At 64.1% G+C, this 14,576-nt stretch carries 12 protein-coding genes and 1 pseudogene; 7 read left to right on the plus strand and 6 right to left on the minus strand.

The window, feature by feature from the left end:
• The first annotated feature begins 581 nt into the window (after positions 1 to 581).
• Positions 582 to 2,465 carry a glycoside hydrolase family 43 protein gene (locus tag HNQ08_RS21110; RefSeq protein WP_184136582.1) on the plus strand — a complete coding sequence of 628 codons (1,884 nt, stop codon included), beginning with the start codon at positions 582 to 584 and terminating at the stop codon, positions 2,463 to 2,465.
• A 786-nt stretch (positions 2,466 to 3,251) separates the two neighbouring features.
• Here the strand turns inward: HNQ08_RS21110 and HNQ08_RS21115 are convergent.
• Positions 3,252 to 3,833: a TetR/AcrR family transcriptional regulator gene (locus HNQ08_RS21115; RefSeq protein WP_184136584.1), complete on the minus strand. Its 582-nt coding sequence runs from the start codon at positions 3,831 to 3,833 to the stop codon at positions 3,252 to 3,254.
• A gap of 51 nt (positions 3,834 to 3,884) precedes the next feature.
• Between HNQ08_RS21115 and HNQ08_RS21120 the strand changes: the two genes are divergently transcribed.
• Positions 3,885 to 5,081 (plus strand): MFS transporter, encoded by a 1,197-nt coding sequence (locus tag HNQ08_RS21120; protein WP_184136586.1) that lies wholly within the window; start codon positions 3,885 to 3,887, stop codon positions 5,079 to 5,081.
• A 404-nt stretch (positions 5,082 to 5,485) separates the two neighbouring features.
• Here the strand turns inward: HNQ08_RS21120 and HNQ08_RS21125 are convergent, their stop codons facing one another.
• The 4 genes from HNQ08_RS21125 to HNQ08_RS21140 all read right to left on the minus strand — a co-directional run bounded on the left by HNQ08_RS21125 (position 5,486) and on the right by HNQ08_RS21140 (position 8,927).
• Entirely contained in the window at positions 5,486 to 6,205 is a 720-nt protein-coding gene (locus HNQ08_RS21125; protein WP_184136587.1) for a response regulator, read from the minus strand.
• Positions 6,198 to 7,910, minus strand: coding sequence for an ATP-binding protein (locus HNQ08_RS21130; RefSeq protein WP_184136589.1), 1,713 nt, complete (start codon positions 7,908 to 7,910; stop codon positions 6,198 to 6,200). Before HNQ08_RS21130 ends, HNQ08_RS21125 begins: the two co-directional genes overlap by 8 nt.
• A 9-nt stretch (positions 7,911 to 7,919) precedes the next feature.
• Positions 7,920 to 8,285, minus strand: a complete 366-nt coding sequence (locus tag HNQ08_RS21135; RefSeq protein WP_184136592.1) for a HAMP domain-containing protein — start codon at positions 8,283 to 8,285, stop codon at positions 7,920 to 7,922.
• Positions 8,286 to 8,408: 123 nt separating this feature from the next.
• Positions 8,409 to 8,927, minus strand: coding sequence for a CHASE3 domain-containing protein (locus HNQ08_RS21140; protein WP_184136594.1), 519 nt, complete (start codon positions 8,925 to 8,927; stop codon positions 8,409 to 8,411).
• A 304-nt stretch (positions 8,928 to 9,231) separates the two neighbouring features.
• Between HNQ08_RS21140 and HNQ08_RS21145 the strand changes: the two genes are divergently transcribed.
• The 4 genes and pseudogenes from HNQ08_RS21145 to HNQ08_RS27560 all read left to right on the plus strand — a co-directional run.
• Positions 9,232 to 9,615 carry a response regulator transcription factor gene (locus HNQ08_RS21145; RefSeq protein WP_184136596.1) on the plus strand — a complete coding sequence of 128 codons (384 nt, stop codon included), beginning with the start codon at positions 9,232 to 9,234 and terminating at the stop codon, positions 9,613 to 9,615.
• Positions 9,612 to 10,856 (plus strand): HEAT repeat domain-containing protein, encoded by a 1,245-nt coding sequence (locus tag HNQ08_RS21150; protein WP_184136598.1) that lies wholly within the window; start codon positions 9,612 to 9,614, stop codon positions 10,854 to 10,856. Before HNQ08_RS21145 ends, HNQ08_RS21150 begins: the two co-directional genes overlap by 4 nt.
• Positions 10,853 to 12,253, plus strand: coding sequence for a glycosyltransferase family 2 protein (locus tag HNQ08_RS21155; RefSeq protein WP_184136600.1), 1,401 nt, complete (start codon positions 10,853 to 10,855; stop codon positions 12,251 to 12,253). The genes HNQ08_RS21150 and HNQ08_RS21155 overlap by 4 nt, the downstream gene beginning before the upstream one ends.
• Before the next feature lie 158 nt (positions 12,254 to 12,411).
• Positions 12,412 to 12,579 (plus strand): annotated as a pseudogene (locus tag HNQ08_RS27560) (IS6 family transposase); the annotation flags it as partial.
• Between the two features lie 319 nt (positions 12,580 to 12,898).
• Here the strand turns inward: HNQ08_RS27560 and HNQ08_RS21160 are convergent.
• On the minus strand, positions 12,899 to 13,510 hold the full coding sequence (locus HNQ08_RS21160; protein WP_184136602.1) for a TetR/AcrR family transcriptional regulator: 612 nt from the start codon (positions 13,508 to 13,510) through the stop codon (positions 12,899 to 12,901).
• Positions 13,511 to 13,609: 99 nt separating this feature from the next.
• On the opposite strand from HNQ08_RS21160, the gene HNQ08_RS21165 reads away from it, so the two are divergent.
• A complete protein-coding gene (locus HNQ08_RS21165; protein ID WP_184136604.1) occupies positions 13,610 to 14,524 on the plus strand; it encodes an SDR family NAD(P)-dependent oxidoreductase in 915 nt (304 codons plus the stop codon).
• Positions 14,525 to 14,576: the final 52 nt, after the last annotated feature.

The raw sequence follows: 14,576 nt of genomic DNA on the forward strand, positions 1-14,576 counted from the left end.
TCGCACCGCGCGTGTTTCGGTCCAATGCTGACCAGACAGCGGGAGGCCACCTGCCAGCCTGTCGAACAACAGTGGAATGGCTGAGCTGGACTCCGGCCGTCCAGATGTGGCCGCGAAGGGTCGAGCGCTAAATATGCAGGATCAGAAGGCCTAAGCCCGTTGTTGTCGCTGAGTCTGGATTGAGCGTGTGTCTGTGGCCCAGCTGGCCAGCTTTTCAGTGAGCCTCCCAACTTGTGCTTGCAGCCACGATCAGTGACGAGGCCCGGTGGTCAGGCGTGTCCTTGGTGGCCTCTGGTCCGTCACAACTCAGCAGCCAACCTCGCTTCAGTTGTCAGAAGTTCTCAGGTTGAAATAGACGGCTTCACCTCGTTGTGTTCCCAGTTTTTAAACTTGAAGAGATCTCCAATCATATTCAATTTATGAAAATCTCTTTAAGTTGGTCACCACAGTGCACTGCATCCTGACTTTTACAGTTGATGGGCACAGCAAAACAAAGCGGCTCTTCACCCCTCTTCGGAGCACGCGACTCACTCTGCAGTGGCTCATGTGTTTGCTCCGACTCTGGCTTTCAGGAGGAAGACATGGTTGACCCCGTCTCCCCGTCTCGTCGATCACGGGCGCCCGCAGGCGCGTTCGCGATCCTGCTCATTGCCCTGGTGGGCTGCCAACAGGAGTTGCCCACCCCAGACCTCGCGGGCACGTCAATAGAAGCTCAAAAGGCCCGTGATTCCCGTCCGGGCACGTACCATAACGCTCTGACGATCAATGCCGGGCCGCTCGGCAAGGTGGAAACCTGTGCTGACCCTGATATCGTGCGCGGTCAACAACCGGGTGACCGTCATTGGTACCTGTACTGCACGACCGATCCTCTGAACGCCAAGGATCGCGACGCGAATGGCAACTTCAACTTCCGCCTCATCACGATGGCGAAGTCTACGGACCTCGTCAATTGGACGTATGTCGGCGACGCCTTCACGCAGCGCCCGGCATGGGTCCGTCCGGACGCGGGCCTGTGGGCACCGGAAGTTGTGTACCTCAACGGGAAGTACCACCTGTACTACACGGCAAGCGACACCGTGGCGGGCGGCAGCGCGATCGGCGTAGCCACAAGCGAGTCGCCGACCGGGCCGTGGGTGGACAGCGGCGGCCCTGCTGTAGAGCCGCACCCTGCGCCATGTTGCGCAGACAGTCGCCGCTGGACTTTTGACGCGGACGTCATTCAAGACTCCTCCGGGCAAAACTGGATCTATTACGGCTCCTACTTCGGCGGTATCTCTGTGCGCCAACTGTCTGCGGACGGTCTCCGCTCCGACCCGGCCACCCAGAAAGAAGTCGCCTCTGCCAACCGCTACGAGGGCAGCAACATCTTCGTGAAAGATGGTTGGTACTACCTGTTCGTGTCCGCCACGGACTGCTGCCGTGGCCCGCTGGCAGGCTACAGCGTGTTTGTGGGCCGCTCGCTGACGCCCGAGGGACCATTTCTCGATCGCGACGGCGTGGACTTGAACGCCACGTATGTAGGCGGAACGCCCGTGCTGACCATGAACGGCAACCGCTGGGTCGGACTTGGGCACAACGCGGTCTTCACGGATGCGGCGGGGCAAGACTGGACGGTGTATCACGCCATTGACCGCCGTGACCCGTACCTCGCCGAGCCCGGCGGTCTGAACAAGCGGCCCGCGCTGCTTGACCCGGTTGATTGGGAGGGCGGCTGGCCTACCGTGCGCGGCGGTCTGGGCGCGTCCGACGAAGTCATGCCTGCCCCGGCATCACAACCGGGCCAACGCAGCACCTACCGCGTGGCAAAAGAGAAAGTGGCTGAACCTAGCAAGCTGCTCACTGCCTACAGCGACGAGTTCAACGGCACGGTTCTGGACAAGGCCTGGACGTGGGTGCGTCCGCCGGCGCCTGCTGCCGCAAGCCTCGAAGGCGGTGCGCTGCGCTTCGACACGCAGGCGGCTGACCTGTTCGAGGACAGCAATAATGCCTCCGTACTTACCCGTCCTGTCCCGCAAGGAGACTACCTCGTTGAAGTCAAGCTCAGCATCAACCTTCCGGATTCGGGCTGCTGCTTTAACTTCAGCCAGGCAGGCCTGGTTATGTACGGTGACGACGACAACTTCGTAAAACTCACGCAGGCGAGCATCTGGGAAACGCGTCAGATTGAGTTTGGCAAGGAGCAAGCCCCAGTGCCCCCGGGCTTCCCAAGGTACGGCAACACAGTTCTCAGCGCTGCCGCGCCCAACGCGATCTGGTTGCGCATTGCGAAGACGACCGACAACGGCGAAGAACTTTACACGGCCTCCACCAGCCGCGACGGCACGACGTGGACGCGCGGTAGTACCTGGACGCACCAGCTCGGCAGCAATCCCCGCGTCGGCCTTGTGTCGATGGGCGGCGCCGGCTTTACCGCGCGCTTCGACTACGTGCGCGTGTACAACGTCAAGCAGAAGTTCCCGAAGTAGAAGCGGGGGCCGCTCATCGCTTCCCAAGCCCTCTCGCACACAAAGGCGAGGGGGCTTGTCGTGGTCTGTCTTGAAGGACGGTTCGGGCAAGTCAAGGCGAGTAGGGTGGTGGGCGGTGAGGATTCTGGCAATTAAGCTCGGTAGGCTGGTGAGGTGTCACGGCCAGCCGCCTGAGTGAAGGCTGGCTCAGGTCGCACCGCTGCGCCGCGCGGGTCAAGTAGAGCTCCTCTGTCACGGCGATCGTCGCCCCAGCTGACGGAGCTCTGAGCTCTACGGCTGGGGGCGGGGACGTGGCCTGGCGTGACGGCCCGTCAGGTAGATCACACTCCCTGATGGGGCGCGTGCTCGTCGCCCTGCGGACAGGATCGGGTTACGTCGGAATCCCTGGGTCCTCACCTCGCTGACCTCCTGATGGAATGCCCGAGTGTGCGCCGCCCCAGACGAGCCCTAGAGACGCTAATCCAACGTGCCTGAGCTCGCGGCGGGCGTGACAGTCCCTCTGAACCGCCGGAAGGCTGTCTGGAAGCCCGTAGGTGGCCTCTTCCCCGCAGGCGAACAAGACACATGCTGACCGCCCGTCCTGGTCGCTAGTGGCCAGGTGATTCCCAGCGGTGACCCTCGTGACACTGACCCACCGTGGTGGACCCGGTTGTGGACGCATCAGGTCCGGATGATTTACGGGTGGCGGCCACGCTCGGTGGCCCCGGGTCTCGTTCATTCCGGCCGTGCAGGGAAAGCGGTGGGAAAGACACGCCTACCCGAGCAGCACAGGCGCGCTTGTGCAGGTCATCCAGACGCGGCCGCGGCCTCCAGAGACGTTCGCGCCAGCAGGTCGGCAAAGTCGTCGTCGAGGGGAGCATTCTGGACCAGCAGCCGATACCACATCGGACCGAGAATCAGATCGACTAGCGTCTCCAGCTGCTGGTCGCCGAGTTCAGGCTGTTGACGTTCCAGAATGCGGCGCAGCTGGCGGCGGCGTTTGACCAGGTGGCGCTCGCGCAGTTCGACCAGAAATTCCGGCGACTGAAGGGCCTCGGCCATCAACGCACGGTTGGTGGCGCCGCACTGGCCGGTGAGGGCGCGGCAGGTGGCGCGGGTAAAGGCGCGAAGTTCTTCCTCAGGATCTGCGGTGGTGGGCAGTGGGGGCAGGTGATCGGCCTGTTCGGCGAAGGCATCCAGGATCAGGGCGCGCTTGTGTTTCCAGCGCCGGTACAGCGTTTGCTTGGCAATGCCAGTGCGCTCGGCGACCGCTTCCATGTTGATGGAGGCATAGCCGTGTTCCCTGAGCAGGTCAAGGGCCGCCTGCCGGGCCAGGGCAGAATGCTCGGCGTTGCGTGGGCGTCCAGCGGTGCGGGGCGGCGCGGTCATGGGCTCAGTCTAGCACTTGACAATTCGTTACGGTGCGTATTTAATCCAATTATGCAACGATCAGTCACAAAATCACCGGACGACCGCCAGCAGCGGCCGCTGCTCGCCCTGGCCTTCGCATTTTTCAGCGTGGGTCTGGCCTCGCTGTCCGTGGTGGGTTTGGGCCGCGCGATCAGCGCCGAACTCCACATCATGGCCAGTCAGACGGCACTGCTGGTCGCCGCCTTTGCCGTGATCTACGCCCTGGCGGCGTTGCTGGTCCAGAGTGTGTTCGGCCACTGGTCGCGGCGCCGCCTGCTCATCACCGGACTGGGGATTTTGAGTGTTGGCCTGTTGCTGAGTGCTGGAGCGGGAAGCTTCGCGCTGCTGATGGTGGCCCGGGCCGTCACGGCGGTGGGAGGCGCGATGGTCGGTCCAGTCGCCTCCGCCACCGGCAGCTTGCTGGTGCGGCCTGAGCGTCAAGGTCAGGCGCTGGCGACAGTGTTCGGTGGCTTCACGGTGGCCTCGGTGCTGGGAGCGCCGCTCGCGTCCGTTCTGGCACCCACCATCGGCTGGCGTGGGGTCTTTCTGGCGCTCGCCGGGGTCGGGCTGCTGGGCGCGCTGCTGATCACGCGCCATCTGCCGCCAGTGGTCTCGGGTCAGCGGGTCACCCTCAACACCTACCGCCAGGGGCTGAGCATCCGGGGGGTCCGCTCAACCCTGCTGGTCACCCTGCTGCAGATGGCAGCGCTCTTCAGCGTCTACGCCGTCGCGGGTAGTTACCTGGGCGGCCGCTTTGGCAGCTCGGCAGGGTGGATCTCAGTTACACTGCTGGGTTTCGGCCTCGGCGGGATCGTCGGCAATGCGCTTTCAAGCCGGGCGGTCACCCGGTTCGGCAGCCACAACACGCTGCTGTTCACCTTGCTCGCCTCCGCCGCGCTGGTAGCAAGTCTGCTGATCGCGCCGACCGTCCCCTGGCTGGGCCTGGCGGTGTTCTTCCTGTGGTCGGCCTGCGCGAACATGTTCCAGGCTCCGCAGCAAGCTCGCCTGATCAACCTGCATCCCGCAGAGCGCGGTCTGATGCTGGCCCTCAACGCCAGCATCCTGTATCTGGGAATCAGCGTGGGGTCGTGGCTGGGCAGCGGGCTGCTGCCGCACCTGGGGGTTCACCACCTGGTCTGGCCCGCGCTGCTGCTCCTGCTACTCGCCGCCGTGATCGGCCATCATGGCAGTCGATCCGCCAGCCCGGCCACGCCTGCGTTGCAGTGATCATTGTAGGAGGCGGGGCCTTCCAGCGTGTTGCCGCACCTAGCGACCATGATGCTGAATTTTGAAGAGTAATCAGGGGTGGTGCGCTATGACTGAAATCCCTGCTGCTAACGTTTTCTCCTCAGCGCCGTCGGGCGGCGACTTAGGGAGTATCCCGGTACTCCACCGATGCCCCGCAGCCAACAGGACGTGCAGGAGATGAGCATCAATACTGGCGCAGGGGATGGATAAAGCTGGGGACGTCGGCAACACGGCTTAGTCCGGCTTGGCCGTCACCAATACGGCTATCCGGAGAACTTCCCGTGCTCCACAGCGCGGACCACGTTCAGGTCGTCTCCATCGAACGGGCAACGCGCAACCCCATGTCCTGCCCCGGACCCAGAGCCTGCACCAGCACTGTGACTTCAGCCGCTCAACCCACCCTGGGCAGCGAGCTGAACGAGCAGTCCCTCCACCCGCCGCCTGGCCTCGCCGTCCAGCGGTTCTTCACCAGTCAGGGCGCGGTCGCGCTCCAGCGCCGCAGCGATCTGCGCCACGCCTGCGTGCCCCAGCGTGCCGGCGGTGCCGACCAGGCGGTGACCCTGCCGGGACAGCTCAGTCGCGTCTCCCTCACCGCGCTGCACGGCTGCCCAGGTGGCCCACAACCCTGTCATGAGCGCGGGGAACTCCTGTAAGAAGCTGGCGCTGAGCTTCGCCACTTCCGCCCGGAAGACCCGCTCATCTTCCGCTTCCCGTTCTGAGTGGTGGATCTGCACCAGGCCTCGCAAGTCATCGGCGAGGGTCATCGGCTCGAAGGGTTTGGGAATCACGCCAGCCGCGCCCAGTTCCAGGTACTTCTGGACCTCTCCCTTCTGCACTTTGGCGGTCATGAACACCACCGGCACCCTGTACCCGCCGGGCAGGGCACGCAGCGCCGCGAGTGTCTCGGGGCCGGACATACCCGGCATCATCACGTCTAGCAGCACGAGGTCCGGGTTGAAGGCCGCGAACCGTTCCAGCGCCTCCGAACCGCTGTCACAGGCCTGCACCTGCAGGCCGCCGATATCCTCCAGCGCGATCAGCGCGACGGCCTGGATATCCGGGTCATCCTCAACCAGCAAGACGCGTCGTAGTTCTTCAATCATGGGAGGCTCCAGTGCTCAATGGGCGAATCAGGGCGCGGATGGTTTCCACCAACTGCTCGTTTGAAGTGCGGGACTTCACTAGCGCCACCGTCACCTGTTCGGCGCTCATCCGGTCGAGCTCCCCCGCCGAGAACACCAGAATCGGCAACGACGGGTAAGCCTCCCGCAACTCGGGCAGCAGGTCCAGACCGTTGCCGTCCGGCAGGCCAGGATCGAGCAGCACCAGGTCGAATGCCTCGCCGCGGAGGGCCTCCCGCGCCAGCTTGAGGTTCTGCGCAGCTTCGACGCTCGCCGCGTTGCGTAAGACCTCCTGCACCACCTGACGCAGGTCGGCGTCATCCTCGACGTGCAGAATACGGGGAAGACGGTCCATCTTGTACTGCGTGACCACCCCCACTGCGGCCAGCAGCCGGCCCGTATCCAGCGGTTTGTTGATCCAGGCTACGACTGAAACGGCATCCCCGTTGATCTGGCCCCGACGATCGTCGGCAACGGCAGACACCACGATCACAGGCAGGCCGGCTGTCTCTGGCTTGAGCCGCAGCTGCTGGATCAATCTCACCCCGTCCCGGTCGGGCAGTAGCAGGTCCAGCACCAGCGCGTCGTACGGCTGCCTGGCCAGCCTGTCCTCGGCCTCCCCTGCAGTATGCGCAACATCCGAGCCGAAGCCCGCCTGACGGAGGATCATTTGCAGCAAAGACGCGATGTCGCGGTCGTCGTCGCACACCAGGACGTGGCCATTCAGAGGGCGCGAGCCGTTGGCGGGGATTGGCTCCCGCACGGGCTCGGCCAGTGGCAGCTCGACGGTGAAGACTGTGCCACCCCCCGGATGGTCCTCGAAGGACAGGCGGCCCATGTGCCGCTCCACAATGGCCTTGCTGATGCTGAGCCCCAGGCCCGTCCCCCCCTTCTCGCGGGTGAGAGAAGAATCGGCCTGTGCGAAGCGCCCGAAGATGCGGTGGCGGAACTCCAGCGGAATGCCGGGACCGCAGTCGCGCACGGCCACCTGCACCCGGTCGTCGGTCACATCGGTCGAGATGGTCACGGCGCTGTCCCTGGGGGAGAACTTCACGGCGTTGGAGATCAGGTTGGTCAGAACCTGCAGCAACCGGTCCTCGTCCCCGGACACCACGACAGACGCTGGTGAAACGCGGGCCTCCAGCACCACGCCGAACTCCTGGGCGTAGGCGCGGTTGTCCTCGGCGGCCCGCTGGACCAGGGCGGGAATCTCCAACGGCCGCATCTGGAACTCCAGTTGGCCAGATTCAATCTTCTCCATATCCAACAGGTCGTTGATCAGCCGCACCAGTCGCTCGCTGTTGTTCAGTCCGATCTGCACCAGTTTCGTGCCGCGCGGCTGCAATTCTCCTAGCGCGCCGCTCGCAATCAGGCTCAATGCGCCCCGGATAGACGTCAGGGGGGTGCGCAGCTCATGGCTGACAGTAGAGACGAACTCGTTTTTCAGGCGCTCGACGCGTTTGAGTTCGGTGATGTCCCGCGCGATGACCAGAACCTCCTGACCAGAGATGGGAACCATGCGGGCCTCGAAGTCGAGCGCAGCCGGGGTGGCGGGTGTCGCGGCGGACATGTCCATCGTGAACTCGGTGGACTGCGGCTTCCCCGTGCGCAGGCTGCTGCCCACCCCTTCCATCAACAGACCCGCCACGTGGGGCGGCAGGACGTCCGGGATGCGGTGACCGACCATGGCGTCCACTCACGCCTGGTTCCCGGCCTCGACTGGCGGCTTGAAAGACCGGATCTCGCCCCCGGCATTCACGGTGAGCAGGATGTCCGGCACGCCGGCGATCAGGGCCCGGTGCCGTGCCTCGCTGTCGCTCAGGTCCGCCAACGAAGCGTCCCGTTCGCGTTCGCGGCTTATCAGGGCACGGGCCATCGTGTCGAGGTTGGCGGCGAGGACCGCGACCTCCGTGATCGCGTGCGGGGGCAGCGGCTCTTCGATCTCGCCGTGAGCGATGCCGGCAGTGGTTCCGGAAAGGTTGCGCAGCAGCCGGGCAACGCTCGATGCGGTTCGCGCCGACACCAGATACAGCACCAGCACGGCCAGCAGAACCCCCAGCACCGTGACGACGAGCGCGGTCTGTAGCGCGGATGAACTTGCCCGTGCGAGCTGGCGCTGCTGGGCGAGTTCATCCTCCTGGAGAGCAGCGACGTTTCCCCGGATGGCGTCGACTAGACGCTTACCCTACCCGCTTTTCACATGCTGCACAGCGGCGGGATAGTCCGTGCGGGCCAGCCGCAACGCCAGGCCACCACCGCTTCGCTCCCATTCTTTGATGAGCTGCTCGACGCGGTCGACGCGCTGGACCTGCCTTTCCCTGCCCACACCCGGTCCCGTCCGCAGCGCACGCCTGAGGTCCAGCAGATGTTGGGGGAGCCGGGCCTGCGCCCTCGTGTACGGTTCCAGGAACTGCGGGTCGAGCGTGATGACAAACCCGCGCTGACCGGTTTCCAGGTCGATGACGTCGGTCAGGACGTTCTCCGCGAGCGTCAGGTTTTCCTGCGACTGCTGGACGAGGTCGGCGAACTGGGCATTGCGGATGACCGACCACGCCACGGTAAACGTGACCAGCAGCAGCAGCAGCAGGGGCAACCACAGCGGGCGCAAAAGGAAGGCCCGCAGCGGCCGGCGTCGGAGCAACAGTCCGCGCGATGTCCCCAGAACCTCGGGAAGACGCGAAGGGGGATCATCGGCTTGCAACATGTTGAGAAAGCATCCTTCAAACGGAGGGCGACAGCAGGCGCTGGAATGGGCGGGGCAGAAACGGATTCAGAACGCAGTATAGAGGGTCCTTTCCGGCCAGGTGCCTCCGGCTGGATGGAAAGCATGAATCACCGATTCGTGCCGGGAACGGGCTGACGGACACCGCTGTTGTCCGTCAGCCTGGCTGGCGGCTAGGGCGAACGGCTGTCGCCAGCCCACCCTGTGACATCACTGCAACAGCGCTGGCGGTAGAACGGTTTCAGAAAGGCGCTGCCCGACGTTCCCTGACCGAAGAGGCCACTCCATGACGCTTTCCCCCCACAGCTCAACCGTGACCGTCTTGCTGGTAGAGGACGACGTCGTGATCCGCACCCTGCAGCGCTTCGTGCTGACCCGGGCGGGCCTGAGCGTGGTGGAGTGCGCCGATCTCTCGGACGCGGAAACCTATCTGCGTGCCCACACACCAGACGTGATCGTGCTGGATCTCAACCTTCCTGGCGGTCACGGCCTCAACCTACTGCCCGAGATCGACCGCCACCGCACGGCGGTGCTGGTGATGACCTCCATGGGTCAGCAGCACACCCAGAACACCAGTGGGGACCTCGGCGACGACTTCATGACCAAGCCATTTGACCCGAAAACCTTCGTCCTGCGCATTCAGAAGCTGGCGCGGCGGTGGCAGGTATGAAAGGCCACCGGCTACTGCTGGGGTTCGGGATTCTCAGCCTGGGGATCAGCCTCGCGCTGACCCTGCTGATCCTGGCCACGGGCGTGACCCTGCTTACCGACCATCTGCATCTAGGGGCCCGGAGCATCTGGCCGGTGCTGATCTTCACCTGCGTGATCGGCGGGCTGAGCTGCGTGATCCTGAGCACGCTGCAATTCGTTCAGCTGGGTGCGCTGCGGGACGCCGAGCTGAGCGCCGCTGTGAAAGAAGCCCGGTGGAGCGAGGCCCTGCTCGCCTGGGCGTACGCGGACGGCCCGCTGCCTGGGCGCCTGGATGACGCCGGCGTTCAGACTCTGCTCAAGCTACGCGATAGCCTGAGCGGCGAGGTCGCTGACCGCCTTCAGGGCCTGTACAGTGACCAGGGCTGGCTGTCGCGCGATATGCGCGTCCTGGCCGGCCGCTCGGCGTCGGTGGTGGCCCGTGCGGAGGCCATCGAACGCCTGGCCCTGCTGCGCGAACCGCTCGCCCTGGACGCTCTGCAGCGGGAGCTACGCCACTGGCACCCCGAGATCCGTGCGCTCGCCCTGCTGGCGTTGTCACGCAGCGTCGGGCGCCTCGAGCTGCAGCGCACCGAACGCACCTCGCGCGTGCTGGCGCTGCACAGCGCCATCGCCAGAGGCGAGTTCAGCGTCGGACAGGTGCAAGAAGCCCTGACGCTGCTGGGCGGGGCGGGGCGAGTTCTGGTGCAAGAGTTGTTGCTGGGTGCACCCGATATCCTGCGCGCCGCCACGCTCGACGTGCTGGCCCGGCAACGCACCGGAATGCTGGAGCGTGAAGTGCTGACGCTGCTCTCGAGCGCCAACGCGGAACTCCGTGCCGGTGCCCTGCGGGTGCTCGTCAGCAGCACGCAGGTTCCGGCTGAAAGCGCCCAGACGGTCATGGACCTGACCGAGGATCCCACGGCATTCGTTCGTCTTCAGGCCACCAAGGCTGCCGCGTACCTTGACCCGGTGCCTGCAGGACGCCTGTGGGCCCTGCTGGGCGACCCGCACTGGTGGGTGCGGCGGGCCGCTGCTCAGTCCCTGCTCTGTGTTCCTGATGGAGAGCGTCTGCTCAGCGACGCGGCGGTCAGCCACGCCGACCGCTACGCACGTGACATCGCCCGCACCGCACTGCAGGAATATAGCGAGCGTCAGCCGAAGGTCGCCCTGAACCTCCAGCCGGTTTGTTCCCCGGTGGCGTACGCCCCGGCGGGCAGATGACCAGTTCAGTCCTCGACGCCATTGAATTGCTGATCCTGCTGTATTTCACGGCGCTGAACAGCTTCTACGCGGTGGCGGTCTACGTGGCCACCCGCGAACTGGGGCGTCACGTCCGCCGGCGCCAGAGCGTCGGGTTGAGCGAACTCCTCAACCGCGAGTTCTACAAGCCGGTGAGCATCCTGGTGCCTGCTTACGGGGAGGAGGAAACCATCGAGGCATCGGTCAACTCCTTCCTGGCGCTGCACTACCCGGAGTTCGAGGTGATTGTCGTCAACGACGGCAGCAAGGACGGTACCCTGCAGGCCTTGATTGACGCGTACGACCTGGTACCCACCGAACGCCACCCCAGCCGCGTGCTGCACACCAGACCTGTTCGCGGTGTCTACCGCTCGCGGCGCATTCCCAGGCTCACGGTGGTGGACAAGGAAAACGGCGGCAAGGCCGACGCGCTGAATGTCGGGCTGACCTACGCGACGTTTCCGCTGTTCTGCGCGGTGGACGCCGACAGTCTGCTGGACGCCGAAGCGCTGCTGCGGCTCGCCCGACGGTTTATCGAGAACGACAGGCTGGTGGCCGCCGGCGGAAGCGTCCGGATCATGAACGGCGGGGTGATGAAAGACGGACGCGTCACAGAACTGCGCCTGCCCGCCACCTGGATTGAGCGCGTACAGGTCGTTGAATACGCCCGTGCCTTTCTGGCTGGACGAACCACCTTCAGCGCGCTGGGCCTGCTCCTGGTAATCAGCGGGGCGTTCGGGCTGTTCAAGCGGAGCGACGTGATGGACGTGGGTGGCTTCCTGGAGGGCACCGTTGGCGAAGACATGGAACTGGTCTTGCGGCTTCACCGACACATGCGTGAGCAAAGAAGGCCGTATGACATCGAGTTCGATGTGGACCCGGTGTGCTGGACGCAATGCCCGGACAGCACCAAAGTTCTGGGAGCGCAGCGTGACCGCTGGCAGCGTGGGCTGTGGGAAGGCCTGTGGGCCCACCGAAAGATGTGGTTCAATCCCCGCTACGGAAGAATCGGCATGGTGGCGCTGCCGTACTACCTGCTGTTTGAGGCCCTGGCCCCCGTCATTGAAGTGCTCGGATACGCCTTCATGATCGTCCTGGCCCTGACGGGCCGCCTGGACGGCACCTTCGTTGCCCTGTTCCTGCTGCTGGCCCTGCTGTACGGCACGGTGGTCAGCGTGGCGGCACTCAGCATCGAACTGTTCATGCGCGTGCATTTCCGTCGTCCAGGCGACCGGGTCATGCTGCTGCTCACGGCGCTCGGCGAGAACTTCGGCTTCCGCCAGTGGCACGCCTGGGTGCGTTTCCGGGCGACACTGAAACTGGGTCAGAAAAAGGGTCAGTGGGGCACCATGACCCGCACACGGATTCAGGCGAAATAAGGCGCACCGCACACCCGCAGCCCTGCACCTGTTGGGCTGCCATCAGGCGGGGCGCCATTTCGCGGTTGCCCCGAGAGTGGCACGCCCATCACCCGCCACCACACGGCCGGAAGGTCCTGAGCGGTTCTGCCAAGTTAACCTCGATATGGTCTTGAGCGCTGAGTAACCGGAAGCCGCACTGCCACCGTTTTCGTCTCAGCGTCTTTGGGTCCGCCCTGTGGCTGTATCACCGCTTTCCACTGGACCAACGTAACGTTCAGGAACGCCTCGACGAGCGTAGTATTCACGTCAGTCACGAGACGCTCAGGCAGTGGAACATTCAATTCGGAGACTGCCAGTTTGGGTCGTCCTCAATTTGCTGGCGGCTTCACATTTTCTCGCGATCATAGGATCTGAAGCTGCCGGAACCAGCGATGTGAGCGTCCATATCCTGGAGAAAGCGGCCGCAGGTCCGTCTAGGTTCGTCTTTTAGCTCTGTTCAAGCGTAAGTTCTCTCTAGTTCTCCTGTTTCACTGCCATGAGCGCTTCCAGTTGCGCCACATCCGTCTGACTGGTATGCACCTCCAGGGCACCAGTCCTTCCCGCAGCGCGATAACCCGCTGACCCAGCATGGCTTCCCCAACTGATGCGTGACAAAGACGATGATCACACCGGCCTGGCGCCAGATGTCGATGTCTCGCCATTAGCCCCGTAACGCAGGCCATCCATCAACAGGTCAAGCAGCCGCTCCGCCTGGTCCCGCCATTCGCGTTCAGCGCTCACCAGCCAGACACCGCTCATCGCCTGCATCACGTCTGACACCTTGGCGTCTGGCCGAATCACTCCGGCCTGGATCGCATGACGCAGCAGGGAATCCAGCGCGCCGTGGATCTGTGCGCGGAGATCCGTGAAGTACTCGTCGTCTGAGGACAACACGGTGCGGAGGATGGGGGCCATGCCGCGTTTGGCCGCAACGTACCCGACAAAGCGGCCCATCCACTCCCGCAGGGCCTGATCCGGTGGAAGGGCGCTGGCCAGTTCCGCTGCTTTCTCGCAGAGCTGTTCCACTTCGTGTCGGTAGGCGGCAACCGCCAGGGCTTCACGGGTGGGAAAGTGACGGTAAAGCGTGCCGATGCCAACCCCAGCCTGCCGGGCGATAGCTTCGAGCGAGGCGTCCAAGCCAGCTTGGGAAAAGGTATCGACGGCAACGGCCAGAATAGTCTCGCGGTTGCGTTGGGCGTCCTGGCGTTTGGGGCGGGGAGTGCGGGTCTGGGTCATCGTGATTTATTTCCTCTTGTAAAACGGAGGGTCCTCCACTAACCTGAAGCTTAAAGCGGAGATGCCTCCACTTAATTCAGTGTATCAAAGGAGCAGCCCATGACCCACATCCATACCCCTTACGGCTTTCACACCACGACTGACGAAGTACTTCAAGGGATCGACCTTACCGGCAAACGCGCCCTGGTCACCGGCGCCGCCTCCGGGATCGGCGTTGAAACGGCACGCGCCCTGGCCAGTGTCGGTGCTCAGGTCACTCTCGCCGTCCGCAACACCGTGGCGGGTCAGGCTGTCGCCGACATCATCAGGGCCGCTACCGGCAACCCACACATCCAGGTGGTTCCACTTGACCTCGCCAACCAGACTTCCGTGCGCGCCTTGACCGAGGCCTGGACAAGCCCACTGCACATCCTGGTCAACAATGCCGGCATCATGGCCCTTCCGAATCTGGAACAGAGTCCCGAAGGCTGGGAACTGCAGTTCGCCACCAACTACCTCGGGCACTTCGCCTTGACCCAGGGCCTTTACCACGCCCTCGCCGCTGCCAACGGCGCACGGATTGTTTCGCTGGCCTCCAATGGACACCTTTTCTCTCCCGTGGTTTTCGACGACCTGCACTACCGCTTCAGGCCCTATGATCCCTGGACTGCCTACGGTCAGTCCAAGACTGCCGCCATCCTGCTGGCCGTGGAGGCCTCCCGGCGCTGGGGGGAGGACGGCATCATGGCCAATGCCCTGAATCCTGGGGCGATCGCCACCAACTTGCAAAAACATACCGGCGGACTCAGGACCCCAGTAGAACGCCAGAAAACCGTGCGGCAAGGTGCGGCTACCTCGGTGATGCTGGCTGCCTCTCCCCTTCTGGACGGCATCGGTGGGCGCTACTTTGAGGATCTCAATGAAGCCGAGCTGGTCACCCAACGCCCAGCCGACTATCTCGGAGTGGCCCCCTATGCACTCGATCCGGAGAATGCCCGTCGCCTCTGGGACGTCGCTACTGACCTTATTCACTAACACCTGATTCGCAGGAGCCTCCCATGGCCTAGATTTCACCCCTACAGGTGGG

The sequence above is a fragment of the Deinococcus humi genome (assembly GCF_014201875.1).
In the GTDB taxonomy this organism is placed as follows: Bacteria; Deinococcota; Deinococci; order Deinococcales; family Deinococcaceae; genus Deinococcus; species Deinococcus humi.

Excerpts from the sequence above, each read along its gene's own strand:
- HNQ08_RS21110 (WP_184136582.1), top strand. The coding sequence starts at position 582 with ATGGTTGACCCCGTCTCCCCGTCTCGTCGATCACGGGCGCCCGCAGGC.
- HNQ08_RS21115 (WP_184136584.1), bottom strand. The coding sequence starts at position 3,833 with ATGACCGCGCCGCCCCGCACCGCTGGACGCCCACGCAACGCCGAGCAT.
- HNQ08_RS21120 (WP_184136586.1), top strand. The coding sequence starts at position 3,885 with ATGCAACGATCAGTCACAAAATCACCGGACGACCGCCAGCAGCGGCCG.
- HNQ08_RS21125 (WP_184136587.1), bottom strand. The coding sequence starts at position 6,205 with ATGATTGAAGAACTACGACGCGTCTTGCTGGTTGAGGATGACCCGGAT.
- HNQ08_RS21130 (WP_184136589.1), bottom strand. The coding sequence starts at position 7,910 with ATGGTCGGTCACCGCATCCCGGACGTCCTGCCGCCCCACGTGGCGGGT.
- HNQ08_RS21140 (WP_184136594.1), bottom strand. The coding sequence starts at position 8,927 with ATGTTGCAAGCCGATGATCCCCCTTCGCGTCTTCCCGAGGTTCTGGGG.
- HNQ08_RS21145 (WP_184136596.1), top strand. The coding sequence starts at position 9,232 with ATGACGCTTTCCCCCCACAGCTCAACCGTGACCGTCTTGCTGGTAGAG.
- HNQ08_RS21150 (WP_184136598.1), top strand. The coding sequence starts at position 9,612 with ATGAAAGGCCACCGGCTACTGCTGGGGTTCGGGATTCTCAGCCTGGGG.
- HNQ08_RS21155 (WP_184136600.1), top strand. The coding sequence starts at position 10,853 with ATGACCAGTTCAGTCCTCGACGCCATTGAATTGCTGATCCTGCTGTAT.
- HNQ08_RS21160 (WP_184136602.1), bottom strand. The coding sequence starts at position 13,510 with ATGACCCAGACCCGCACTCCCCGCCCCAAACGCCAGGACGCCCAACGC.
- HNQ08_RS21165 (WP_184136604.1), top strand. The coding sequence starts at position 13,610 with ATGACCCACATCCATACCCCTTACGGCTTTCACACCACGACTGACGAA.